At 72.3% G+C, this 23,898-nt stretch carries 25 protein-coding genes and 2 pseudogenes; 12 read left to right on the top strand and 15 right to left on the bottom strand.

Annotation, left to right across the window (positions count from 1 at the left end; genetic code table 11):
• Positions 1-10: 10 nt before the first annotated feature.
• Positions 11-1,267, top strand: coding sequence for a pyridoxal phosphate-dependent aminotransferase (locus tag C1N81_RS01435; RefSeq protein WP_394425868.1), 1,257 nt, complete (start codon positions 11-13; stop codon positions 1,265-1,267).
• A gap of 204 nt (positions 1,268-1,471) precedes the next feature.
• Here C1N81_RS01435 and C1N81_RS01430 read toward each other — a convergent pair whose 3' ends face one another.
• From C1N81_RS01430 to C1N81_RS01420, 3 genes are all read right to left on the bottom strand, one after another.
• A complete protein-coding gene (locus C1N81_RS01430) occupies positions 1,472-2,107 on the bottom strand; it encodes a hypothetical protein (RefSeq protein WP_394425866.1) in 636 nt (211 codons plus the stop codon).
• A gap of 170 nt (positions 2,108-2,277) precedes the next feature.
• Complete coding sequence (locus C1N81_RS01425; protein WP_394425864.1) at positions 2,278-2,850, bottom strand: TetR/AcrR family transcriptional regulator; 573 nt, start codon at positions 2,848-2,850, stop codon at positions 2,278-2,280.
• A 57-nt stretch (positions 2,851-2,907) separates the two neighbouring features.
• Positions 2,908-4,386 carry an MFS transporter gene (locus tag C1N81_RS01420; RefSeq protein ID WP_394425863.1) on the bottom strand — a complete coding sequence of 493 codons (1,479 nt, stop codon included), beginning with the start codon at positions 4,384-4,386 and terminating at the stop codon, positions 2,908-2,910.
• Between the two features lie 64 nt (positions 4,387-4,450).
• Here C1N81_RS01420 and C1N81_RS01415 point away from each other — a divergent pair, with 64 nt between their 5' ends.
• On the top strand, positions 4,451-5,341 hold the full coding sequence (locus tag C1N81_RS01415) for an ArsR/SmtB family transcription factor (protein ID WP_394425861.1): 891 nt from the start codon (positions 4,451-4,453) through the stop codon (positions 5,339-5,341).
• Positions 5,342-5,466: 125 nt separating this feature from the next.
• Positions 5,467-6,645: a UDP-N-acetylglucosamine--N-acetylmuramyl-(pentapeptide) pyrophosphoryl-undecaprenol N-acetylglucosamine transferase gene (locus C1N81_RS01410; protein WP_394425859.1), complete on the top strand. Its 1,179-nt coding sequence runs from the start codon at positions 5,467-5,469 to the stop codon at positions 6,643-6,645.
• A 197-nt stretch (positions 6,646-6,842) separates the two neighbouring features.
• Here C1N81_RS01410 and C1N81_RS01405 read toward each other — a convergent pair whose 3' ends face one another.
• From C1N81_RS01405 to C1N81_RS01395, 3 genes are all read right to left on the bottom strand, one after another.
• Complete coding sequence (locus C1N81_RS01405) at positions 6,843-7,172, bottom strand: hypothetical protein (RefSeq protein WP_394425858.1); 330 nt, start codon at positions 7,170-7,172, stop codon at positions 6,843-6,845.
• Between the two features lie 288 nt (positions 7,173-7,460).
• On the bottom strand, positions 7,461-7,667 hold the full coding sequence (locus C1N81_RS01400; RefSeq protein WP_394425857.1) for a hypothetical protein: 207 nt from the start codon (positions 7,665-7,667) through the stop codon (positions 7,461-7,463).
• 244 nt (positions 7,668-7,911) lie between these two features.
• The gene (locus C1N81_RS01395) at positions 7,912-8,406 is read right to left on the bottom strand and encodes an RNA polymerase sigma factor (RefSeq protein WP_394426230.1); all 495 of its coding nucleotides are present in this window, start codon (positions 8,404-8,406) and stop codon (positions 7,912-7,914) included.
• A 491-nt stretch (positions 8,407-8,897) separates the two neighbouring features.
• Here C1N81_RS01395 and C1N81_RS01390 point away from each other — a divergent pair, with 491 nt between their 5' ends.
• On the top strand, positions 8,898-9,905 hold the full coding sequence (locus C1N81_RS01390) for a TauD/TfdA family dioxygenase (protein WP_394425856.1): 1,008 nt from the start codon (positions 8,898-8,900) through the stop codon (positions 9,903-9,905).
• A gap of 75 nt (positions 9,906-9,980) precedes the next feature.
• Here C1N81_RS01390 and C1N81_RS01385 read toward each other — a convergent pair whose 3' ends face one another.
• Positions 9,981-10,730 carry a response regulator transcription factor gene (locus tag C1N81_RS01385; protein ID WP_394425855.1) on the bottom strand — a complete coding sequence of 250 codons (750 nt, stop codon included), beginning with the start codon at positions 10,728-10,730 and terminating at the stop codon, positions 9,981-9,983.
• A 92-nt stretch (positions 10,731-10,822) separates the two neighbouring features.
• Entirely contained in the window at positions 10,823-12,004 is a 1,182-nt protein-coding gene (locus C1N81_RS01380; protein ID WP_394425854.1) for a LeuA family protein, read from the bottom strand.
• A 293-nt stretch (positions 12,005-12,297) separates the two neighbouring features.
• On the opposite strand from C1N81_RS01380, the gene C1N81_RS01375 reads away from it, so the two are divergent.
• On the top strand, positions 12,298-12,477 hold the full coding sequence (locus C1N81_RS01375) for a hypothetical protein (RefSeq protein WP_394425852.1): 180 nt from the start codon (positions 12,298-12,300) through the stop codon (positions 12,475-12,477).
• A gap of 22 nt (positions 12,478-12,499) precedes the next feature.
• Here C1N81_RS01375 and C1N81_RS01370 read toward each other — a convergent pair whose 3' ends face one another.
• The 6 genes from C1N81_RS01370 to C1N81_RS01345 all read right to left on the bottom strand — a co-directional run bounded on the left by C1N81_RS01370 (position 12,500) and on the right by C1N81_RS01345 (position 18,330).
• A complete protein-coding gene (locus tag C1N81_RS01370; protein ID WP_394425851.1) occupies positions 12,500-13,516 on the bottom strand; it encodes an enolase C-terminal domain-like protein in 1,017 nt (338 codons plus the stop codon).
• Between the two features lie 221 nt (positions 13,517-13,737).
• Positions 13,738-14,781, bottom strand: a complete 1,044-nt coding sequence (locus tag C1N81_RS01365; RefSeq protein ID WP_394425850.1) for a helix-turn-helix transcriptional regulator — start codon at positions 14,779-14,781, stop codon at positions 13,738-13,740.
• A 79-nt stretch (positions 14,782-14,860) separates the two neighbouring features.
• Positions 14,861-15,415 (bottom strand): TetR family transcriptional regulator, encoded by a 555-nt coding sequence (locus tag C1N81_RS01360; RefSeq protein ID WP_394425849.1) that lies wholly within the window; start codon positions 15,413-15,415, stop codon positions 14,861-14,863.
• Positions 15,416-15,557: 142 nt separating this feature from the next.
• On the bottom strand, positions 15,558-16,241 hold the full coding sequence (locus tag C1N81_RS01355) for an HAD family hydrolase (RefSeq protein WP_394425847.1): 684 nt from the start codon (positions 16,239-16,241) through the stop codon (positions 15,558-15,560).
• A complete protein-coding gene (locus C1N81_RS01350) occupies positions 16,238-17,371 on the bottom strand; it encodes an acyl-CoA dehydrogenase family protein (RefSeq protein WP_394425846.1) in 1,134 nt (377 codons plus the stop codon). The genes C1N81_RS01355 and C1N81_RS01350 overlap by 4 nt, the downstream gene beginning before the upstream one ends.
• A complete protein-coding gene (locus C1N81_RS01345) occupies positions 17,365-18,330 on the bottom strand; it encodes a ScbA/BarX family gamma-butyrolactone biosynthesis protein (RefSeq protein WP_394425845.1) in 966 nt (321 codons plus the stop codon). Before C1N81_RS01345 ends, C1N81_RS01350 begins: the two co-directional genes overlap by 7 nt.
• Before the next feature lie 178 nt (positions 18,331-18,508).
• On the opposite strand from C1N81_RS01345, the gene C1N81_RS01340 reads away from it, so the two are divergent.
• From C1N81_RS01340 to C1N81_RS01330, 3 genes are all read left to right on the top strand, one after another.
• Positions 18,509-19,192 (top strand): ScbR family autoregulator-binding transcription factor, encoded by a 684-nt coding sequence (locus tag C1N81_RS01340; protein ID WP_394425844.1) that lies wholly within the window; start codon positions 18,509-18,511, stop codon positions 19,190-19,192.
• A gap of 139 nt (positions 19,193-19,331) precedes the next feature.
• A complete protein-coding gene (locus C1N81_RS01335) occupies positions 19,332-20,054 on the top strand; it encodes an alpha/beta fold hydrolase (RefSeq protein ID WP_394425843.1) in 723 nt (240 codons plus the stop codon).
• A 94-nt stretch (positions 20,055-20,148) separates the two neighbouring features.
• The gene (locus C1N81_RS01330) at positions 20,149-20,562 is read left to right on the top strand and encodes a hypothetical protein (RefSeq protein WP_394425842.1); all 414 of its coding nucleotides are present in this window, start codon (positions 20,149-20,151) and stop codon (positions 20,560-20,562) included.
• A gap of 41 nt (positions 20,563-20,603) precedes the next feature.
• Here C1N81_RS01330 and C1N81_RS01325 read toward each other — a convergent pair.
• Positions 20,604-21,292 (bottom strand): annotated as a pseudogene (locus C1N81_RS01325) (sigma factor).
• A 38-nt stretch (positions 21,293-21,330) separates the two neighbouring features.
• Here C1N81_RS01325 and C1N81_RS01320 point away from each other — a divergent pair.
• The 4 genes and pseudogenes from C1N81_RS01320 to C1N81_RS01305 form a co-directional block, all read left to right on the top strand.
• Positions 21,331-21,750 (top strand): annotated as a pseudogene (locus tag C1N81_RS01320) (hypothetical protein); the annotation flags it as partial.
• 137 nt (positions 21,751-21,887) lie between these two features.
• Positions 21,888-22,331, top strand: coding sequence for a hypothetical protein (locus C1N81_RS01315; RefSeq protein ID WP_394426246.1), 444 nt, complete (start codon positions 21,888-21,890; stop codon positions 22,329-22,331).
• A 223-nt stretch (positions 22,332-22,554) separates the two neighbouring features.
• A complete protein-coding gene (locus C1N81_RS01310; RefSeq protein WP_394425840.1) occupies positions 22,555-22,998 on the top strand; it encodes a BON domain-containing protein in 444 nt (147 codons plus the stop codon).
• Between the two features lie 210 nt (positions 22,999-23,208).
• The gene (locus C1N81_RS01305) at positions 23,209-23,877 is read left to right on the top strand and encodes a DUF4097 family beta strand repeat-containing protein (protein WP_394425838.1); all 669 of its coding nucleotides are present in this window, start codon (positions 23,209-23,211) and stop codon (positions 23,875-23,877) included.
• The last annotated feature ends 21 nt before the right edge of the window (positions 23,878-23,898 follow it).

The raw sequence follows: 23,898 nt of genomic DNA, 5'->3' as shown, positions 1-23,898 counted from the left end.
GGGCGACGACATGGCCAACGACATGGGCGACGAGACGGCCAACGACAAGGGCAACGACAAGAGCAACGACAAGAGCAACCGGGCCGCGGCCCGCTTCGGCGGCGTGGGGAAATCGGCGACGTACGCGGTGTTCGACATGGTGGCGCAGTTGCGCGCGCAGGGCGTCGACGTCCTCGACCTCGGCGGCGGCGAACCGGACTTCGACACCCCGGCGCACGTCGTCGACGAGGCGGTCGGCGCGCTGCGCGAGGGCTTCACGCACTACACGCCCAGCCGGGGACTGCCGGAACTCCTGGACGCGATCGCCGAAAAGCTGGCCAAGGACAACAACATCACCGTCGACGCGGCCACCGACATCGTCGTCACCCCCTCGGCCAAGCACGCGCTGTTCGCGGCGCTGGTCACGGTGCTCGACCCCGGCGACGAACTCCTCGTGCCGACCCCGAGCTGGGTCAGCTACACGGCGATGGCCCGGCTCATCGGGGCGCACCCGGTACAGATCGGCCTGGACGCGGCGAACGGCTTCCGCATCACCAGGGAGCTGCTCGAAGCACATGTGTCACCGCGCACGAAGGCGCTCCTGGTCAACTCGCCGAACAACCCGACGGGCCACTGCCTGACCCACGAGGAGGCGCGCGCGATCAGCCAGTTCGCGGCGGAGCACGACGTTCTCCTCGTCGCCGACGAGATCTACGAGAAGATCCTCTACGACGGCCGCGAACACCTCAGCCTCGGCGCCCTGCCGTGCTGCGCCGACCGCACCCTCACCGTCAACGGCTTCTCCAAGGGCTACGCGATGACCGGCTGGCGCCTCGGGTACGCGGCCGGGCCGACGGACCTCATGGAGCAGCTGCTCAAGGTGGCGCAGCACACCGTGGGCTGCACCGGCTCGTTCGTGCAGCGGGGCGGGGTCGCCGCCCTGAGGGGCCCGCAGGACCCGGTACGGGAGATGCACGAGCAGTACGCGCACCGCCGCGACCTGACGATCCGGGGCCTCAACTCACTTCCGGGTGTGGTCTGTTCGCCCCCGGACGGAGCGTTCTACGCCTTCGCCGACATCCGCGGCACGGGCTTCACCGACGCGGCGTCCTTCGCCCAGTGGGTCCTGGAGCGGGCCGGTGTCGCCCTGATGCCGGGCTCGGCGTTCGGCCCGGGCGGCGAGGGCTTCGTCCGCGTGTCGTTCGCGACGTCCCCGGACATCCTGGAGACGGCGCTCGAACGAATGGGCCGGGCGCTGGCGGAACGGGACGGGGTCCCTCCGGTCTGATTCGGGTCGGGCGGACGATCTGACGCGGGTCTATTTCGGGTCGGGCGGACGATCTGCTGCGGGTCTATTTCGGGTCGGGCGGACGATCTGCTGCGGGTCGATTCGGGTCGGGCGGCGGCGCCCCTTTGCGCCGTACGCGCCGCCGCCCTTCCCCACCCGCCGGCACCGACCTGCGGGACGGCGGGAACCTGTGGCCGACGCCTGTCACGCCCGCATGGGCCGCCCGCCGCGCGTCGGCCTGCCGAGATCCACGAGCGTGCACTCGCGCAGGCTGCGGAGCAGCTGGCCGCCGAGCGTCCACCGGATCCGGGGCGAGTCGAGCTCGACGACCCCGCGGCCCCGGGCCACGATGCGCTCCCCGTCGACGGCGAAGTGCCGCCCGTGGACCGCGACCGGCTCGGACGCCCCGACCCGTACGGCGACGCACCCCGTGGCGAGGTGCGGGCAGGCGGTCATCGCCTCCCTGGCGTGGCGCAGACAGACCGGCGGGTGCGTCGTCATCAGGCCGGAGGGCCAGCCCGCCCAGTCACCACGGTTGTCCTCGAGGACCCACAGCACCCCGTCGTCGTTCTCGTCGGCGCTCTGGCCGCAGACCTGGCAGCCGAGATCGCGCATCACGGCGAGCTGGCGCCGCGGGTGGACGTCGCCGAACCGGGGCCGGCCCCTGCCCGGGGCGTCGTCGCACCGCTTCCACAGCACGCCGTGCGCACGGTCGTCGGGCTTCTCGTCGACGTACGCGAGCCCGGGGACCGCGACCGAGTACATGAGCGGGGAGGACGGCACCGACTCGCCGCTCCACGCGGCGATGTACGGCACCGTCGCGGGTCTGGTGAGTGTCATGACGCGTCTCCGTGGTGCGCGGTCCTGGCGCGCGGGCGACCCCATGCCGGGACGCGCCCCCGCCGGGGTTCACCAGGGATTCGGCCGGACGACCGGTTTTGGACGCGCGACGCGGCACCGCAATGCGCTCGCGGGGCGGAATGTTCGGCGCGGCGTCCTGGGACGGGCGCTCACGCGTGCTGCGGGACCCGCAGGCCGAGCAGGCACAGGGCTCCCCGGGTGGCGGCGTCGAAGGGTTCCACGGTGTCGGCCGAGCGGGCCATCACGTAGCCGCCCTGGACGACGGCGGCGAGCATCGCGCCGACCGCCTGCGGGTCGAGGTCCGGGCAGAATTCACCGTTCTCCTGCCCCTCGGCGACGAGGTCGGCGAGGCGGCCGCGCAGCCAGGCGAACACCTCGTCCAGCGGGGCGCGCAGGGCGTCGTTGTCGATGACGTCGGCGTCCATCGTCAGGCGCCCGATGGGGCAGCCGCGCAGCACGTCGCGCTCGCGCCCGAGGTAGGAGGCGATGCGGCGCCCCGCCGGGCCGGGCCCGGAGAAGTGGGCCTCGGCGCTCTCCTTGAGGTCGTGGGCGCTGCGCCGCATCGCGGCGAGGGCGAGCCCCGCCTTGCCGTCGAAGTGGTGGTACATGCTGCCGACCCCGACACCGGAGCGCGCCTGGATGGCCTTGGGGCTGGTACCGGAGTAGCCGCGCTCCCACAGGAGGTCCCGGGTGGCTTCGATCAGGCGTTCCGCACTCGACATGACGGCACCTTATCGACGGTACGGGGGTTGCTCGATCAGCGTTTTCGATGGTGCCCATCAGGCGTTTCGCTGGGCCCGGCGCCGTACCGAGAGGGCGAGCAGGGTGCCGGTGGCGAAGGCGGCGGCGGCGATCCCCGCCGACAGGCGCAGGCCGGAGGTGAAGGTGCCGGAGGCGGCGACGAAGGTGCCGAACAGGGCCACGCCGACGGCGCTGCCGACCTGCCGGGAGACGTTGAAGACGGCGGAGGCGATACCGGCCCCCGAGGCGGGCGCGGCCTCGATGATCGCGGCGGTGGCGGCGAGGGCGGTCATGGTCTGGCCGAGTCCGGTGGCGATCAGGGCGAAGAGGAGGACCGGGTAGGAGGTGTGGGGTCCGGCCATGACCCAGCCGAGGAAGCCGGCGGTGCCGAGGGCGAGGCCCGCGGCCATCGGGACGTAGGGGCCGGTGCGGGCGGCGACGCGGCTGAAGAGGGGCGCGGCGATCAGGCCCATGCAGACCGACGGGAGCAGGGCGAGCCCGGTGGCGAGGACGCTGTAGCCGCGCTCCTGCTGGAAGTAGAGGGTGGTCAGGAAGAGCATCCCGTAGTAGCCGAGGCTGATCAGCAGGCCGATGGCGGCGGTCGAGGTGAAGGCGCCTGAGCGGAACAGGGACGGCGGAAGCAGCGGGGCGCGCTCGGTGCGGCCGGTGGCCTCGCGGGCTTCGAGGCCGCGCTCGACCAGCGCGAAGGCGGTCAGTGCGGCGGCGCCGAGTCCGAAGGCGGACAGGACGAGCGGGGAGGTCCAGCCGTGCGAGCCCGCTTCGTTGAGGCCGCCGGCCAGGGCGACGAGGCCGACGATGCCGAGGACCTGGCCGAGCGGGTCCATGCGGCGGGCGTTCGTCTTGCGCGGGGAGGCGGGGACGTGGCGCAGGGTCAGGAACACGGCGAGGGCGCCGACGGGCAGGTTCAGCCAGAACACCGAGCGCCAGTCGAACCCGGAGACGAGCAGTCCGCCGACGGCGGGGCCCGCGCCGAAGGCGACGGAGGCGACCGCACCCCAGATGGCGATGGCCCGCGCACGCAGCGCCCGGTCCGGGTAGGTGACCTGGAGCAGCGCGAGCGAGGCGGGGACGAGCAGCGCGGCGCCCGCGCCCTGGCCGAGCCGACCGGCGATCAGCACGCCGGGCGAGGCGGCGAAGCCGCAGGCCAGCGAGGCGGCGGTGAAGACGCCGAGTCCGGTGAGGAACATCCGGCGGTGCCCGAGCCGGTCGGCGAGTCCGCCGCCGAGCAGCAGGAGCCCGGCGAAGACGGTGCTGTAGCCGTCGACGATCCACTGCATCGCGGAGGCGCCGGTGTCGAGCGAGGCGCGGATGTCGGGGATGGCGACGTTGACGACGGTGACGTCGAGCATCACCAGGAAGTAGCCGAGGCTGAGCGCGATGAGCGGGCCGAGGGCGAGGGCGGGCTTGGGGGCGGCGGCGGGGGCGGCGGTCTGCTGCGGGGCAGGGGCCGTGGAACCGGTGCTCCCAGGGCTGGGGGTGATCTCCGTGGCGGTCATGAGATCAGCTTCGGGCCCCATTGTTTAGATGCACGACGAAGTGTCGATGTCCTAGGCTGTGCACATGCCGAATGCCGAGCCGAACGCCCAGCCGAACGCCGTGCCGAATGCCGTGGCGAACGCCGAGCCGAATGTCAGCCGTGGGCCGGCCCGCCCGGCCCCGTCCCGTGCCACCGCCCCCTCCCCCGCCGACCGGGAGGGCGAGCCCCTCAAGCACCAGACCGACATCGCGCGGGCCGCCGCCCTGATCGCCGACCCCTCGCGGGCCCGCATCCTCAAATGCCTGGCCGACGGCCGCGCCCTGCCCGCGGGCGCGCTCGCGGGCGAGGCCGGGGTCAGCGCGGCCACCGCCAGTGTGCACCTGGCCAAACTCGTACAGGGCGAGTTCGTCACCGTCGAGCAGCAGGGCCGCCACCGCTACTACCGGCTGGCAGGGCCCGAGGTGAGCGCCGCCCTGGAGTCCCTGGCCCTGATCGCCCCGCCGCTGCCCATCACCTCCCTGAAGCAGAGCAGCCGCACCAACGCCCTGCACCGCTCGCGCACCTGCTACGACCATCTGGCCGGGCAACTCGGCGTCGCGGTGATGCGGGCGCTGCTCGAACGCGGCGTGCTCAGCGGCCACGACGGCATCCACCGCCCCCAGGAGGCGGTGCGCGACCGCCCCTCGTCCTACGGCCGCGACGTCCAGTACCGGATCACCGACACCGGGCACCGGCAGCTCGCCGCGCTCGGCGTCGACACGGACCGCCTCCCGCCGCGCCGCCCCGCCGTCCTGTACTGCGTCGACTGGAGCGAACAGCAACACCACCTGGCCGGCGGCCTCGGCGCGGCCCTGACAGACCGCCTGTTCACGCTCGGCTGGGTCCGCTGGGGCGCGGCCCCCCGCGTCGTCCACCTGACGGACGAGGGCGCGACGGGGCTGCGCGACGCGCTCGGGCTTGAACTGGCGGTGTAAGCGCCTCGCCCGAAGCCTCCTGCTGACCCGAAAGGATGCGACGGGGTCGCGCGTGCCTCTGGAGTGCCCCGTACCCACTACCGTGGGCGGCTCGCTCGTTCTCCAGCCGTACGAGGAGCAGCCCGATGCGCGGCACCCCCTTCCGCCTCGCCGTCACCGGCGGTGGAACCGGTGGACATACGTATCCCGCCCTGACGGCGGTACGCACCCTGGAGGCCCGGCTCGTCGGCCAGGGCCGGACGCTCGATGTGCTGTGGATCGGAGCCGCTGACGGCCTGGAGGCCCGTGTGGCACCGGCCGAAGGCATCGCCTTCACCGCCGTGGCAACGGGGAAGATCCGCCGGTCGAGGAATCCGTTCAAACTGGCGTCACCCGCGAACGTGAGGGACATGGCGCGCGTACCGCTCGGGGTGGCCCAGGCGCGGAGGGCCATCGCGGCATTCAGGCCGGACGCGGTGCTGGCCACCGGTGGCTACGCGGCGGTGCCCGCCGGAATGGCGGCCCGTATCTGCCACCGCCCGCTGGTGCTGCACGAGCAGACGGTCCGTCTCGGCCTGGCGAACCGGCAGTTGGCAGGGTCGGCCACCCGGATCTGCGTGTCGTCGGCGTCGACGCTGGAACTGCTGTCGGACGAGGCCCGCAAGGTGGCCGTGGTGACCGGCAACCCGGTGCGGCCGGAGGTGCTGTCAGGACACGGGGACAAGGCTGTTCACGCGCTCGGGCTGACCGGCTTCGACCAGAGGCTGCCGACGGTGTACGTGACGGGCGGCGCGCAGGGCTCCCAGCAGATCAACGGCCTGGTCGGCGAGGTGCTGCCGTGGCTGCTCGAGCGGGCGAATGTGGTCCACCAGTGTGGGCCCGCGAACGAGGAGGCGCTGCGGGAGCGGGCGGCCGCGCTGTCGCCGCTGCTGGCGGGCCGCTACCACGTGACCGGGTTCGTCGGCACGGAGCTGCCCGATGTGCTGGCGCTCGCCGATGTCGTGGTGTCCCGCAGCGGGGCAGGGACGTTGGCCGAGCTGACCGCGCTCGGCAAGCCCGCCGTGTTCGTACCGCTGGCGACGTCGGCCGGGAACGAGCAGGTGCACAACGCCCGCCACTTGGAGGCGGCCGGGGCCGCACTCGCCCTGACGGGAGAGGTGACCGCCGCACAGCTCCGGACCGCTCTGGTCCGGCTGCTCGCCGATACGCAGGTCCGTACCGTCATGGCGGAGCGGGCGCGTGCGCTCGGGCGGCCGGACGCGGCGGACAGGCTCGTCGACGAGGTGCTGTCCGCCGCGCTGGGTCGGCCGGTCACCACCGGCTGATGTGCCGGGCGGTGCCCGCCTCGATGAGAACGGCGCAGTCGTTGCACATGTGCCCCGTATCGGATTTCACTCCATCCGTCCTGCTGGACAGTCGCTGCGCTGGGCTCGCTGACGCAACAGATCGGAGCCAGCCGGTGCTGATCGATATCAGCCGGGACGGAACCCATTCCCGGGAGACATCAGTCCCTTGCCGACTGCTACTTCACAGAAAACGTGGCCGCGAGACTCCATGCGGCCGTACCAGCGTCGATGAGCATCTTGGCTGCGGGGACCCCCATGACGAACATGACCCCGCCGACGACGAACGCGACGGTACCGACACTGATGAGCGAAAGGCGGAGCCCCGTGCGCACGATCCGGGCGGGCGTACGGCCGCGAAGTGCACGACGGTGGCGGCGAAGGCGGCGGCGCTCTCGCTCGGCCTCGACCTTGCGCTCTGCCAAGCGGCACATTTCACGCTCGATGCCGGCAAGCTTCACATCGATTTCTTGGTGGTGCTCAACCTGATTCTCGGGGATGCTGAACAAGGTGGATCCTCCTTGGAGGCTCCATCACCGCGATGCCCACGGTTTCTGAGGCCAAGTGGGCAGCGGCTCCGGTGCCGTTTGGTTCCTGACACCGGACATGACTGGGCCGGACCCTGAAAAGTGGGTCCGGCCCAGTCGCGTCGCGTCTGTTGTGGCGAGCGTCACCACTTGTGTAAGTGCCCGCTCACAAAGTTGATCTGGTCTCCCGTTTCCCCCCGTGTCCCCCGTACGTGCCGAACCCCCGACGCCGTCCCCACTACTGCGTGTGCCGGGCAGTTACATAATTCATCACACATGGTCGCCCCTTCGCTCTGACCAAGTGGGACCCGTCAGCGCGAGAGACGGAAAAGTCCACGAGGTTCCGCGAGAAACAACCTTGCGGTGGTAGTCGAGCATGACGATGTCGAGGGCGATCTTGCACCTGTCGACCGTGTTGACGAGGACAGCCCAGAGAGCGATGAAGAAGGCGCTGACCCATGAGGTCAAGATGGACATTCTGTACTCCTCCCCCGATACCGGGCAAACGGCATCAGTTGGATGTCGGACTTGGCACCAGTTGGCTCTGGTGCCGAAGACCTGCGTGGCAGCGCGGGTCTCCACTCGGCCCAGCGGCCGCATGATCCCTGGGTGGTGGATCCTGCGGCCGCAAGGTCGCGAAGAAAGCCGCGAGGGCTGGGGAGCCGTTGTCATCCCGTGGGTTGGGGGCGACGGCAGGAGGAGTTGAGCAAGGCCCTATGCATCAGTCGGGATTCAGGGCTTCGAGGAGGCCCCCGTCGTAGCCGACCGCCCGGAGCTTGCGTTTGCCGGACTGGTAGGCGGACTTGACCGCGTCTTCGCTTATCTGCAAAGTCTCGGCGACGAGCTTGATCCGCCAGCCGAGCTGGCACCGGAGGATGAAGATCCGTGCTTCGTGCTCGGTGACGATGGGACGGATGTCGTCCAGCATCTCGCGGATCTTCGCGTCCAGAGCCTCCGTGAAGACCGGCTCGGAGGCCCTGTGCCGCTCGTAGCGCTCCTGGTCATCGCCGAAGAAGATCTCGGCACGCTTCTGCTGCTTCTTCGCGTGGTCCAGCAGGCCGTTGCGGCAGGCCTGACGCACATAGGCACCGATATGTTCGACCGGCCCCTGCTGGAGGCGCTTCCAGACGGCCATAGAGACCTCCTGCCAGACGTCCTCCGCCTCATGACGAGAGATCTTGTACTGGCCGGCGAGGGCAAGGCAGACCGGGCACATAGTCCGGGCCTTGTTCCACTGCTTGCGTGACTCAAGAGGCAATGAATCAGTCCCGGAGTCCCCGAGGGATACACCTCCTCCCCGCAAGGGCCGTGGAATCCATACTCGCGGTGATCGCGAGCCCTTTCCGCCGCAACTGGCGGCTCCAGTCTCGGCCTTCATGCAACCGCTCCTCACTCCTTATCCACGTCCTCCCCTCCTGAGGGAGGACCAAGCCCCTCCGGGCGGAGGGACCTGCCATATGCAGGAGACGGAGCGCCGGAGAGGAAAGTGTGATCCAGTCAGAAACAACTCGCGCCCCGGTAGCGCGGCCCGACCCGGTGATGCGGGGAATGACAGACCTGCCCTGCCCACAGGCCCGGTCACTGGTCGCGCACCCAGCGGGCGCCTCCACTTTGGCGGAGGCGGCGCTCGTCGATGGCGTACGAGGGCGCGGGCGGCTCCTCCGGGAGCCGATGTGCGGGGCGCCGGGTGGCCGTGAGGATCGGGGTATGGAACCCGTCTACGTACTCTCCGATCCCGAGCGTGAACAGCTGACCGCCGTGCTCGACTCCGTGGCCAAGAACCCGTACGAGGACTACGAGGACTTCTCCCGGGCCGTCGGCGACGTCATCGCCCGTGGTGAGGTGCCCGCCTTCTTCACCGACCTCTGCGCCCGTATCCACGCGGACCGCGCGAGCGGCGCCCGGGACGCGCATGTGCTGCGCAACTGCCCGCTGGACGCGGAGATTCCGCTGCTCGACCTCGACGACCCGGTCGCGGACAAGCACGCGAAGAAGAAGACCTTCGTCGGCGAGGCGTTCCTCGAACTGTTCGCGCAGCTGGTGAGGACGCCGCTGCTGTCCTACGCGACGCGGTTCAACGGGGACTTCTTCACCGACGTCGTCGCCATCAACCGCTACAGCGGTATGCAGACCGGATTCAGCGACAGCGAACTCGTCTACCACAACGACCGCACCGCGCACCCGGTCCGCGCCGACTTCATCTCGCTGCTCGGCATGCACTGCCCCGAGGGCGAGTTCATCTACACCGGGTTCGTGGACGGGCGCGACCTCCTCGCGCACCTCACCGACGAGGAGCAGGCCGAGCTGCGCACGGCGCAGTTCGTCACGCCGTTCGACGTCTTCTCGCGGGACAACAACAAGACCCTGACGGTCTCCGAGGTCCACCCGATCCTGGAGAACCACCACAGCTTCCGCTACCTGGACACCTGCACGACGGCGGCGCCGGACGCCCCCGTCGCGGCGAAGGACGCCCTGCTCGCGCTGAAGAACGCGATCGTGCGCGCGGACAAGACCCGCCACCGCATCCGCACCGGTGACCTCTTCACCTTCGCCAACCAGGACGGCCTGCACAGCCGCGACAAGATGGAGATCAACGACGCGGCCGCGGCCCGCCAACGCTGGCTGTTGAAGACGTACGCCTTCCGCGACGAGGCGGCGGCCGAGCGCCACTCCGGCCGCTGGCTCGACGGGGTCCGCGGCCGCGTCGGCGACTGACCACCCCTGCCTGGACCTCCGGCCGGCGGCACCTCCCCCGACCGCCGCCGGCCGGACCGCACGACCGGCGACCTTCTACAGCCATGGAGGCAGGTCCTCGTCGAGCGCGCGGCGCATGAGGAGGACCGCCTCCAGGCGGTTGCGGACCCCGAGTTTGGCCAGCGCGTGCGACACATGGCTCTTGACCGTCGCCGCGGTCACCTTGAGACGCTCGGCCGTCTCCTTCGTCGACAACCCCTCGGCGAGACAGGTCAGGACCGCGCGCTCCCGCTCGGTCAGTTCGCGCAGCCGCACTCCGGCGGAGCGGTCCGGGCGCGGCGGGCGCGAGGGCCGCTCCGGCGGCCGGTGCGCCCCCGGCCACAGACCGACCAGCCGCGGCGAGACGACCGTGTGCCCGGCCGCCACCGCGCGGACCGCCGCGGCGAGCCTGCCGACCTCGTGATCCTTGATGAGGGCGCCCGCGCAGCCCGCCGTCAGCGCGGCGGCGAGCGAGGGCCCCGTCCACCGGGTGTCGAGCAGCACGACCCGCGCCCCCTTGTGCAGCAGTTCGGTGACGACGGGCGCCGGGCGGGGCCCGGCCAGGCCCGCGAGCACGACGACGTCGGCCTCGCTCAGCGGCCAGCGGTGCAGCGGCTGCGTGCTGTCGGCCGTGCCCGCGACCGTGATCCGGTCGGCGCCCGCGAGGGCCCCGGCCAGGACGTGCCGGGAGACCGGGTCGGCGTCCGCGAGCAGGACGGTCACCTCGGCCGGTTCCGGCGCGCACAGCAGGATGCGCCCGTCGTCGGCGTTGTGCACGGTCCACTCGGTCCGTTCGGTCCGTTCCATTGCCGCTCTCCTGTTGGTCCTCGCGTTGGTCCGCGCTTGGTGCCACGGTGGCGGCCGGGGCCGCATGGGGTCGGCCCCGGCCGCCGGCGCGGTCAGGCCGCCGCGAGCGGCTGGGCCACGAGCTCCCGGGCCAGCCGCTCCCTGAGCACGGAGATGTCCTCGCAGTCGCCGCCCGTGCGTTCGGCGATGTGGGTGCGGTACAGCTCGGCCAGCTCCGCCTCGCTCACCTCGACGCGCAGTTCGTCGAGGATGTGGCGCAGCACGGCCCGGCCCGAGTGCCGCCCGATGAGCAGGGAGCGCTCGCGGCCGAACCGGGCGGGCTCCACGTACTCGTAGGTGGCCGGGTTGCGCAGCATGCCCTGCTGGTGGATGCCGGCGGCGGTGCCGAAGGCGTACGTCCCGAAGATGGCCTTGTTGCGGGGCTCCTCCAGGCGGATGTGGCCGCGCAGCGCGGTGTACGCCTCGTACATGGCGGAGACGTCGATGTCGGTGTGCATGCCGAGGACGTCGCCCTTGTACGAGAGCAGCGCGGCCAGCTCTTCGAGCGGGGTGTTGCCCGCGCGTTCGCCGATGCCGCCGAGGGTCGCCTGCACCTCGTCGGCGCCCGCCTGGAGACCGGCGACGGCGTTGGCGAGGGAGAGGCCGAAGTCGTCGTGGCAGTGGGTGGCGATCCGGACCGTGTCCGGCAGCCAGGAGCGGAACGCCGTGATGAGCGCGGCGTACTCCTGGGGCAGGTTGCAGCCGGAGGTGTCGGCGACGGCGAAGCAGGTGGCGCCCGCCTCGACGGCGCCGTCGACGATGGTGTGCAGCAGCTCCTCCTCGCCGCGGCTGGCGTCCTCGATGCCGACGGACACCTCCGCGACGCCGAGGGAGCGGGCGTGGGCGACGGTGTCCGCGACCTCCTCGACCGCCTGCGCGCGGCTGATCCCGCGCTTGTGGAGCAGGTGCATGTCGCTGCCGGTGGCCATGATCTGCACCTGGTGGCGGTCGGTACCGCCGGCCGCCACGGCGGTGTCCACGTCGGCGCGGACCGCCCGGCAGAACGTGGTGAACCTGGCGGACGTCAGCTTCTTTGATATCAGTTCCGTGGCCTCGAACTCGCTGGGTGAGGAGGCCGGAAATCCGGCTTCGATGTAATCCGCGCCGAGGGCTTCCACGCGCAGCGCCATGTCGAGTTTCTGGTACGGGTTCATCGCGTTCGCGGGAGCTTGTTCGCCGTCCCTGAGCGTGGTGTCGAATATCGAGATCCGACGTGATTCCGCTGTGCCTGACATCGTGTCCCTTTCCTGATACGGCGCCGCTCGCGCAGCCGAACTCCGCCCTATCTAAGCGGGGTTGAGCAGGGACAAGGCGTCGTGGAGGTGGCCGGGAAGGGCCATGGCCCTGTTGGGTCCCGAGGGTTTTCGCGGGTGCGGTACACGGCTCGGGTGGCATGTCGCGGCCACGGCACCGTTGGGTCACATCAACCCATTGCCCAAAGGTGGAGGTGGAATGCGAGAGTTTTCCCCGAGGCGCTGGAAGGCGCCGCTTCCCCTTTCCTTTCCCCGTACCGGAAGAAGGATTTCCCATGCGTATGTCCCGCTCCCGCAGCGCCGGTGTCCCCGCGAAGCTGGCCCGTCTCGTCTCCGTGTGCGCCGTCGCCGCCGCGCTGTCGGCGGGCGTGTTCTCCGCCGCCCAGTCCGCCCCGGCCGGGCGGACGGACACGACCGCCTCCGCTAACGCGCCCGGTGACCTGATATGGGGCTGACGCGCCTCGGGTGACGGGGTGTTCAGCCCCAGAGCGGTGCGGGCGGCGGGGCCAGCGCCCCGTCCGTCGGCCGCACCGGTCCCGCGCCGTCGCGCAGGGTGAGCCCGGGCGTGTAGTTCACGTAGTGCGCGCCCGGCGCCGCCTGGAGCGCGGCGGCCCAGGAGCGCGGTGTCGCCGGGGGCGAGCCGAGCAGGACCAGGAGGCCCAGCTGGTCGGCCTGTTCCATGAGGCGCAGGGCGGTGGTCAGTCCGCCGACGGCGTCGAGGGTGAGCCGCATCCCGTCGTAGCGGGAGACCAGGGGGCCGACGTCCCGGTCGTCCCCGTACGCCGTCCTCGTGATGATCGGGAAGGGCCGGCGCAAGGTGCTGAGCACCCCGGACTCGGCCTCCGGCAGAGGCTGTTCGAGCAGCCGCACGCCGTGGTCGTGCAGAACGGGGAGCATGGTGCGCAGCCGGTCCACGTCCCAGGCGCCGTCGGCGGCGGCCATCAGCCAGGCGTCGGGGCGGCGCCTGCGCACCGCGGTGAGCCGGGCGAGGTCGTCCTCGACGGCGGGGGCGCCGAGCTTGACCCGCAGCGCGTCGAAGTCCGCGCTGTGCTCCAACTCCCCCGCGAGCGCCTCCGGTCCGCCCCGCTCCACGGTGTGGACGAGCGGCACGGACCGCGGCCGCTCCGCCCCGACCAGGGACCACACCGGCTGTCCCGTGCGCTTGGCCAGCAGATCCCACAGCGCGGTGTCCATCGCGCTGCGCAGCGGCCCGGCCGGGAGCAGCGCGGGCAGTTCGGTGGGGCTGATCATGCGGAGCAGCGCGGGGCGCGCCCGGTCCAGCTGGGTGCGCAGGGCGGCGGGCCGGTGGGCGGCGATCCCGGGGCGCAGGGTCGCCTCGCCCCGGCCCGTGCTGCCCGCGTTGCGCGCGGTGATCCGGACGACGGACCAGGCGCCGGGCCACGACGCCGGGCGCAGCGGCCGGGCGGGCAGGATGGCGCACTCGACACGCAGCGGTGTCCCGGTGACGGATCGAAGCAGTGCGGGGTCGAACACGTGGGCTCCTGAGGCTGCCGGAGTGGCGGAGCCTCATCATGGCCAGTGGCCCCGCGCGGTCGCCAGGAGCCGGGCACGGCACCCTGCGGCGTGTCCGGTTGCGGTCAGCGCGGGTGGCCTGGGCGGCACGGCGGGTGCAGCCCGCTCGGGCGGCCCGGACACAACAGCCCGCACGGCCGATACGGCCAGCCCCGGCGGCACGGCCCACCCACCCCGTGCCCTCAGCTCGGGCCGCCCGGCGCGCCCGGGTCGCCCCGTACGCCAGCGTCGCCCTGGTCGAGCAGCCCCATCTTCGCTGCGGTGATCCCGGCCTGGAAGCGGCTCTCCACGCCGAGCCGCGCCATGAGGTCGGCCATGACGCGGCGCAGCGTGCGCACGGAGACGCCGAGTTCGCGGGCTATCGCCTCGTCCTTGCGGCCGGTGGACATCAGGCGCAGGACCCACAGCTGCTGGGAGGTGAGCCCGGCCTCGGGGGCGCCCTCGGCGGCGCTCAGCGGGGCGGCGGAGGCCCAGCACATCTCGAACACCTTGACCAGCAGGGCGGTGACGGCCTCGCCGCGCAGCACCATCATCGCGTTCCTGGAATTGGTGTGCAGGGCGGGCACCAGGGCCTGGACGCGGTCGACGAGGATGAACCGGAACGGGACGACGTGGGCGATGCGCACCCGCGCGCCCGCCGCCTGCAACTCCTGAAGATGGTTCATCGAGTGGATGATGCGGGTCATCGGCCGCAGATGGATGCTGCGCATGGTGACCCCGCGGTCGAGGACCCGCTGGTCGCGCCGCAACCCCTCGGCCAGCGCCTCCGGCGCCATGACGGGCCCCGGGTGCATGCTGAGGATCTCGGAGGTCGCGATGTCGGCGGTGTCGCCGAGGACGCGGGCGATCCGGTCGGGGTCGGTGACGACCTCGCTGTCGAGCCCGCTGCTGCGCGCGGCGTGCAGCGGCAGGAACGCCTCGCGCATCGCGTCGATCTGTTCGCGGGTGGAGCGGATCTCCTCGGTCAGCCGGGCCGCGGCCGTCTCCTGCGAGGTGAGCAGGCGCAGCAGGGCGGCCTCGGGCGCGGTGGCCCGTGCGGCCCGCTCGCCGTCGGTGGTGTCGCCCGCGGCCTCGATGAGCAGGCCGAGACGGATCAGTTCCTGCCGGGCCGGCTCCAACTCGTCCGCGGTGGCGTCGAGTTGTTCGCAGGCGCTGCGCAGGGACCAGTCGCTGCGGGTCGAGGCGTACTCGAACAGGCGCAGGGCCTGGGGTCCCAAGGTCGGCACGCTCATAGCGTCCGCTGCCTTTCCGCGCCGGTGGTCCGGGGCGCGTCGTTGCCGGATGTGGGGGAGCCGTCCTCGTCGTTCACCGGGTGTGGTCCAGGAGGTCCCAGAGCCCGTTGAGCCGGGTGCGCCGGTCGGAGCCCGACCGGTCGCCCGCGAAGACGGTGGTGATGAGCAGGTCGGTGAAGGTGCGGGCGGGCAGGGCCGCCGTGAGGTGCCCGTCGTCCTCCGCCTGTTGTGCGAGGACGGCGACGTGGGCGGTGACGGCGGCGAGCAGGTCCCGCTCCCCCGCTTCCGGCCGCCGGTCGGCGGCGAACCGGGCGGCGGCGCGCACGTGCGGGTCGCGTTCCATGCAGCGCACCAGCCGTTCGGCCAGCGCCCGCAGCCGCCCGAGCGCGTCGGCACGGGTCGCGGCCACGTCCGTCCGGAGGGTCTCCCAGCGGTGCAGGGCCTCGTCGCGGACGGCGGCGGCCAGGTCCTGCTTGGAGGTGAAGTGCCCGTACAGGGCGCCTTTGGTCATGCCGATCCGGTCGACCACGTCCGTCAGCCGGGCCCCGGAGTAGCCGAGCCTGGCGAACTCCTGGGCGGCGGCGCGCAGAAGCCGGCGGCGCGTGCGCTGGGCACGGAGCTGGCTCATCGCGGACGTCCCTCCGCCGTGTCCGCTGTGCCGCACCGGCACGGTGAATGCTGCATGAGAACAAAATACCCTCCCGAAGGTATTTTTTCTGCGGATGGTTTTGGCCCACAGCGGCCACAGGGGCGTTGCGGGCCGAAACCGGTCAGCAGACGGGCATCACCTCGGCGGACACACCGCGCGGACCTGGGACATTGGCCAGGAACCGCCAGCCGCGCGGCAGACCGTGGCCGGTGAGCACCGGGTCGTCGCCGACCACGACGGGGTGGCCGACCGCGGTCAGCATCGGCAGATCGGTGCTGTGGTCGCCGTAGGCGTAACAGTCCTCGGCGCGGACGCCGAGGCGCCGCAGCAGCGCGTTCACCGCCTCCCTCTTGCCGTCGCCGATCAGGGAGCGTGCCACGTCGCCGGTGAACCTGCCCCCCGCGTCGGTCACCTGCTCGGTGGCCAGTACGTGATGGGCGCCGAGATCGTCGGCGAGGGGCTGCACGAGCAGCCGGCCCGAGCCGGTCACCAGGGCGATCTCGTCCCCGTACGCGCGGTGCCCGTGCAGGCGGCGCAGCGTCGCGGGCAGATAGGCGCGGCGGCCCCGCCGGTATCCGGCGTACCAGCGGCGGGCGGACTCCTCGAGCACCGCGCGGTGGACGCCCGCGAAGTGCGTGAAGTAGGCGCGGTTCAGCGTCGCCCGGTCGGCACCGGCGGTGCGCAGGTCGCCCGGCGTCCGCCCCTCGCGCGCGAGTTGGGCGCTCCAGTGGCGCCAGAAACTGACCATGCTCTTCTCCGCCAGCAGGGTCTCGTCGACGTCGAAGAACGCCACGCGGCGCGTCATCGGGCTCCTTCGGTCTCCGCCGCGTGCGCGGCGAGCCGGGCCTGCGCGTAGGCGGCCGCGGCCTTCTCGGGGTCGAGGGTGCCGTGGGCGCGGGCCGTGGTGATGTCCCGCCAGGCGCGCTGCAACGGGTTGGTGTCGTCCAGGGCCCGCGCACCGGCCGCGTGCAGCATGGCGTCGGCGGCGGTGCCGCACAGCTCCACCGCCGCGGCGACGTCACGCTGGTTCTCGGCGACGAGGAGCGGCGTGATCGGCGCGGTGTCACCGCGTTGGGCGGCCCGCTCCAGGAGCAGCCGGGCCGACTGGATCTGCGCGGACGCCGAGGCCAGCACCCGTTGCTGGGCGGGCTGGTGGGCGGCCGTGCTGCCGTCGGGGCGGGTCCGCAGGCACTGCTGGTTCCACCAGTGGCGCAGGATGCCCTCGGCGGCCCCGAGCACGGGCGCGGCGAAGATCAGGCCCGCCACCAGGGGGAACGGCACCGTGTGGCAGCGCGCCGCGTGCGGCTTGGCGCTCGCGAGGTCGCGGACGGTGAAGGAGAGGTGCCCGGGGACGAACACCTCGGCCTCGACCGTGTTGCTCCCGGTGCCCCGCATACCGATGGGGTGCCAGGTGTCGCGGACCTTGACGTCGGGGCGCGGGACGGCGAAGACGCGGTTCTCGCGCGCCGGACCCGCCGCGCCCGCGGGCGGGTCGACCAGGGAGGCGAGCAGCACCCAGTCCGCCTGGTCGACGCCGCTTGCCATGGTCCACTCGCCGGTGATCCGCCAGCCGCCGTCGACCCGTTCGGCCCTGCCCTGCGGCGGTACGACGGACGCGGCGACGCACACGTCGGGGCCGCGGTCCCACAGGGCGCGCTGCCCCTCCTCGGGAAGGTAGGAGGCGAGGCGGCCGTGGGCGGCGTAGAGGGCGGCGCACCAGGCGGTGGACGCGCAGGTCTCCGCCACGCTGGAGACCGCGTCGAGCAGCGCGGTGAACGTCCCCGCGCAGCCGCCTAAGTGTTCAGGCACGAAGTGCCGCGCGAAACCGTCGGCGACCAGGGCGTCGGCGACCCGGTCGGTCAGCCGGCGGCCCTCGTCGAGCAGGGCCCGGTCCTCGCGGGCGGCGGTCAGCGTACGGTGCAGGTCGCTCAGCATGCGGCGGCTCCCGCCAGGACGGGCGCCGGGCCGCTCTCGCCGGCGCAGCCGGTCACGCGGGCCGAGGCCAGCGGCCGCGTCCCCTGCATGGCGACGAGCTGGAACGCGCCCTCCCCGACCGGCTCGGCGACGATGTTGACCGCCAGGCCGAGCTGGCCGAACGCGTGGAAGGAGACGTCCAGTCGGCGGATCTCCCAGTCGGCGGCCTGCCCGGACATCCGGGCGAGGACGGCCTGGCGGAACGCCTCGACGATGACCATCCCGGGGGTGTGGTCGCTGGCGTGGTCGAACAGGGCGGGGTGCCCGGTGTCCATGCGCAGCCACCAGTTCCCCGGCAGGGCGGGGTCCTCGGCGAGCAGCACGGCGTCGGCGCGGTCCCGGCCGACGAGGTCCGCGGGCAGCGCGCGCAGCGCGGCGGGGGCCGGTGCGGCGACGGGGGCGGGGTCCGGGGCGCCTCCCCGGTGGCGGATGATGGCGTACTGGCGGGGCGCGAACGCGTCCCACTTCATGGTCGCCCGGCCCACGCGGCGACCGCCGATCACGAGCCATGCCGCGGACGCCATCCGGAACCGCCGGGAGTTGCCCGGCTCCCGGAACACCTGGATGTCGAGCGCGGCGTCGGCGCCCGAGCCGCTGTCACGCACCGGCTCCGTCAGCTGGAAGTCGAAACGGTGCAGGACGAACGCGTAGTCGGCGGGAACGTCGTGGAAGCGGTGCGAGAGGTAGATCCCGGCCTGCCGCATCGTCTCGGCGACGACCAGGGAGTCCCGGCCGCCGTCGGCACGGAGGTGGTGGAGCAGGTGCTCGTCGGGCCAGCGCAGCCGGACGGCGAACCGGTCCTCGGTGAGCCGCGCGGCGGACGCGAGCAGCACCTCGTGGTCCGCCATCTTGTGGACCATCGTCCGTGGGACGTGAACCTCGGTGGAACGCTTGGGGTGCGGAACGGAACCGAGTCTCATGGCAAGGTCGTGCACGTCTTTCCCCTCCCTGGAAGAAGCGGGTGACCTGGAACTCCCCCCGGTCACCGACCACTTGGCGGGTCGAAAATATACCTACGGGAAGGTATATTGCAATGGCGGTTCGGGGCTGGGGAGCACTGACCCGCCCGGAACGTGAGAGCTGCGAGGAGGCTCAACAGTGAATGCAGCAGGTAACAACCAGCGCAGGAACAGCAAGGCGGTGTTCCCGGAACCCGACAACTCCAGAGCGCCGGCCGCGCGCAGCGGACGCAGCCCCGAACTGCACCAGGAGCGGGCCGTCCAGACCCGCCTCCAGGTCCTGGAGGCGGCGGCGCTCCTGTTCGACCAGCGCGGGTACGCGGGCACGTCCATCAAGGACGTCGCGGACGAAGTGGGCATGACCAAGGGCGCGGTCTACTTCCACTACCCCACCAAGGAGGCGCTGACGATCGCGGTCGTCGAGGCGCACTACGCCCGCTGGCCGCTCCTGCTGCAGGCCGCGCAGAGCAAGGGGCTCGGCCCGATGGACACCCTCGTCGAGCTGCTCGACCAGACGGCGGCCACCTTCCAGGACGACCCGATCGTCCGGGGCGGCGCCCGCCTCCAGATGGAACAGCCCCTGCCCGAGGGCACCCTCCCCACGCCCTACGTCGGCTGGATCGAACTCCTGCGCCAACTCCTGACCGAGGCCCAGGAGGCCGGCGAACTCCGCGAGGGCATCACCCCCGACGCCGCCGCCCACACCCTGATCGCCACCTTCTTCGGCACCCAGCACATCGCCTCCCGCCTCGACCGCAGGGGGGAGTTGGTGCGGCGCTGGGCCGACACGCGTGAGCTGCTGTTCTATGCGCTGCGGGCCTGAACGGGCACAGGCGCGGAGGTGACCCGGCGCGCCCGCCAACCTGACGGCCGACGAGCCGGTGGGGGGCGCCGTCGCAGACCGCGCCGCTAAAGTCGGCGCGGGAACGACGCCACCTGGGGGGCCGATGCCGGCGAGGAACATGGACGCACCGCCCATCGTCTTCGTGCACGGAACGCGCTTCAGCGCGGCACAGTGGAGCCCCCAGCTCGTCACCCTCCGCAACGAGTTCCCGGTCGCCGCGATCGATCTGCCCGGCCACGGCGAGCGCGCGGCCGAGCCCTGGAGTCTGGCCACGGCCACGGCGATCATCGCTTCCGCCGTGGACGCGCTCGGCCGCGGTCCGGCCCTGGTCGTCGGGCACTCGCTGGGCGGATACGCGTCGCTGGAGTTCGCGCGGCGCTGCCCCGACCGGCTGCGCGGCCTGGTCCTCGCGGGGGCCAGCGCCTCCACCCGCTCCCCGCTGGCCGCGCCGTACCGGTGGGCCGCCGGGCTCGTCCCCCGACTGCCCGCGGACCGCCTCACCCGCTGGAACGACCGTTTGCTGTGGCGGCTGTACCCCCGCGACGTGGTCGAGGAGACCATCCGTTCCGGCTACGCCTTCCACACCCTGCCGGCGGCCTGGGGCGAGGTGCTCGGCCGCTTCGACGCGAGCGCGATGCGGTACGTGAAGGCCCCCGTGCTCATCCTGAACGGCGAGAAGGACACCGTGTTCCGCTCCGGGGAGGCGGACTTCGCCCGCGCACACCCACACACCCGCATCGAACTGATCCCGCGCGCCCGCCACTTGGCGAACTTCGACGCTCCGGAGGCCTTCACGGACGCCGTACGCCGCTTCGCCCGCGAACTGGCGGCCGCCGGCTGAGCACCCCCGAAGGACCACCGCCGGGAACGGGACGACCACCGGACGCCCGGAGCACGACGAAGGGCCCGCCCGGCCTTCTGCGGGGAGCGAGCACTTGTACTGCCGTTCCAACATTGGGGGCGGCGCGCGGCCCGTGCTGCGCGCCGCCGTCACCAGCCGGGGGACGACGGGCGACCCCGACGGCATGAGCCGCCTGCTGACCTCGGCCACCTCCGCGTTCACCGCCGCCGCCGAGTGCGGCAGGACGGCCGGGACGGGCACCACCACCCACGCGCCCTCCGCCGTCGAGGCGGCGGACCTCGACCGGGTCTGCGGCATCGACGGCTTCCGGCTCCCCCGGGCGCGGGGCCCCAACGGGCAGCCGGTGACCGCCCAGGTCAGCGGCTCGCTCACCCAGGATCTCCGCCCGCTCGACGCCTCCGAGCGCGCCGCCACTCATGTACCGGCCGCCCAGGAGTTCGCCGCGACGTTCGGGGGCGCGGCGCGCACAGCGCTGCGGTGCGGATGAGTCACGGGCGACCCCGAGCAAGCACGGAGGCGGCGCGTGTATCAGTCGTTCTGCCAAGGGCGCAGTTTCTCCGGGTTGCGGACCGCCCAGATGTTTCTGATCCGGTCGGCCACGATGTCGAACGCGAACACCGTCGCCAGGTGGCCCTCCTGATGCGCGATCAGGCCGGGCAGGTCGTTGACCGTGCACTCCGTGAAGGTGGTGCGCGCGCCGGTGACGCGGGCGATCTCGACGTAGGCGTGCGCGATCCGTTCGCCGCCGACGAGCGGGTCGAGGTGGGTGACGGCCAGGCCGCCGCCGTCCGCGGTCGCGGTGGCGTCCGGGTCGAGCAGGCCGATCAGGGCCTCGATGTCCTTGGTCTCCCAGGCCGTCGGGAACCGGGGTCGCTGCCGCCCGCGCCGGGGCGGCCGGTGATCCACTCCGTGGGTTCGGGCAGCGGTTCCGGTATCCACTCCCCCACGTAGGTCTCACGCCGGGCCCGCGCCGAGCCGAGCAGGTTCAGGCAGATGCGTCCCGCGACCTTCATCAGCCAGGCGCCGGGCGACTCGATGGCCCGTTGCTCGGCCGCGGACATGGCGTACCAGCGGGCGTAGGTCTCCTGCACGACGTCCTCGGCGTCGGTGAGGGAGCCGAGGAGCCGGTAGGCGAGGTTGGTCAGCCGACGGCGCTCGCTCATGATCGCGCCGAGCCTCGGCTCGTCGTCGCGGTGCTCGGTCCGGGTCGTGGTCATACCCGATACGACAACGCGACGCGTCGAAATGTCAGGCCATGGTCCGCCCGAACGCCATCACCTCGCCACCTCACACCACGCGGGGCCGTCTTGTCGTAACCGGTGAGGGCCACAACCCGAGCACGACGACACGACACATCACGACACGACACGACACAGAGAGGGCTTCCATGAAAGGCATCGACGACATCGACGACATCCGCGATATCCACGCCGTCCACGACTGCCAGGCCATCGCGGACCGCGTGAAGATCGAGGCCCTGCGCGGCGAGTTCACCGACGCGGCCATGATGCGCGACCGCCCCCGCCTCGCGTCGCTGTTCACCCCGGACGGGGTGCTGCGCATGCCGAACATCCCTGTCGAGCAGGTCGGCCGCGAGGAGATCCTGGCCGGGGGCGAGCGGTTGCAGAGGCAGTGGGACTTCTTCGTGCAGAACACGCACCCCGGCACGATCGTGCTCGACGGCGACGAGGCGAGCGGACGCGCCTACATCCAGGAGATCGCCCGCACGCTGAACGGGCGGCAAGGCATCAACCCGCCGTCTATCACGACCGTTACCGGCGTACGGACGAGGGCTGGAGGTTCGCCGAGCGGGTGTACGAGGTCCGCTACCTGGACACGTCGCCGCTCGCGGGTTCGGCGCCCGAGCCCGCGGCCCGCCCGGCGCCGTCCTGCACGGAGGCGGCGACGGATGCCCGCCTCGAACGGGTGGCGGACGCGCTGCGGGCCAACGGGTTCGCCGCCGAGGTCCTCCAGGGCGCCGCCGCAGCGCGGGTCCGCGTCAAGGAGTTGATCCCGGAGGGGGCCAGTGTGCTCACGGGGGCCAGTGAGACGCTGCGGCTGTCCGGCATCGACGACGACCTCAACGCCGGTGGGCGCTACGACGCCGTCCGCCCGCGCCTGCGCAACCTCGACCGGGCCACCGGCGCCTGGCCACCGCCCTGCGCCGCGTCGAGGAACACGCCCTCCCGCTGGAGAACGAGCGCGCCCGGGCCGCGTACGGGGTGCCCAGCGCCGTCAACCGGCTCCTCGTCCTGAACGCGGACCCCCGCCCGGGACGCGGCACCGTGCTCCTGCTCCGCGAGGCCATCGGGTTCTGAGAGCCCGGCCGCCTCCGCGACGGCCGCGTTCGGCCGCCCGGGTGAGGGCGGCGGGACGGCCCGGGGCGGGAAGGGGTCCGCGCAGGGTAGCCGTGGGAGGAAGAACCGGCAGGAGCGGTACCGCTCGTGTCTCGCGGGCCGCGCCAGAGAACGGAGAACGTATGACGACGCTGTACTCGTTCGCGCGGGAAGTGGGCCACCGCCTCAAGGTGCCGCTGTCGGCCGAGCCGGACAAGGCGGCGGCCCAGCTCAAGGAGCGCATCGAGGAACTCGGGCTGACGGACGATCATTTCCGGGTGAGCGTCGAGGGCGCCACGGTCGTCGTCGTCGGGGACTCCGCGATGCAGGACCAGAAGGAGAAGATCCTGCTCGCCCTCGGCAACGTGGAAGGCGTCACCGAGGTCGAGGACCGGGTCGCGGCGGGACAGGAGGACATCGCCCCGCGCTTCATCACCGTCCGGGACGGCGAGGCACTCGATGACGTCGCCGACCGTGCCTATGGCACCCCCGACGCCGTCAACCGGCTGCTGGCCGCCAACCGCCCCGTCGTGACCGGGCCCGGCGACATCGTCGCGGGTCTGGTCGTACGGGCCCCGGCGGCCTGACGCACCGTTCCCCGCGCGTGGCGTTCACTCGCCATCATTGCAATGCGAGTGCAGCCGCACGTTGCGTTGCACCTTAGCTCGTTGCAACGAAATAACTTCACTCACCTGGCCTTTTGCTCCTCGGATGCAATAAGTACGTTGCCAAGTCTATGAACGCAACGTAGCGTTTCCATCATCAGAAACAAGGAACGCGCATCCGAGGAGCCCACCATGCAGAACGTCGACACCCCCTCCCCCGTCCTCACCGTCCTCGACATCCCCGCCGGCCGCGTCGAGCTCGTCGCCGCCGACCGCGCCGACGCCACCGTGCGGGTCCTCCCCGCCGACGCTGCCAGGAGCCGCGACGCGCAGGCCGCGCAGGACATCACCGTCCAGTACGACGACGGAGTCCTGCGCGTCGAGGCGCCCGAGGCGAAGAAGCGGCTGCTCGGGCAGAGCGGGGCCGTCGTGGTCACCGTCGAACTGCCCGCCGGGTCCCGGGTCCGGGCGAAGGGCGCCGACATCGAACTGCGCGGCACCGGACCCCTCGGTGACGTCGACTTCGAGGGCGCGCGGGCCACGGTCCTGCTCGACGAGGTGGCGGGCGGCCGGCTGAGCCTGATGGAGGGTGACGTGACCGTCGGCCGCCTGGGCGGATCGGCCGAGATCAGCACGCAGAACGGCGACATCACCGTCACCGAGGGCGTCCGGGGCACGGTCGAGCTGCGCACCGAGTCCGGCGCGATCACCGTCGGCGCCGCCCACGGGGTCTCCGCCGCGCTCGACGCCCGTACCTCCTACGGCCGGGTGCACAACGCGCTCAAGAACGCCGACGCCACCCCCGGACTGACCGTCCGCGCCACCACCTCGTACGGCGACATCACCGCCCGCAGCCTCTGACCGCCGCACCGGTCGGCGCCC

The sequence above is a fragment of the Streptomyces sp. SGAir0957 genome, assembly GCF_043523415.1.
The sequence above is the reverse complement of the archived record's forward strand: the minus strand, read 5'-3'. Positions and strand labels throughout refer to the sequence as shown.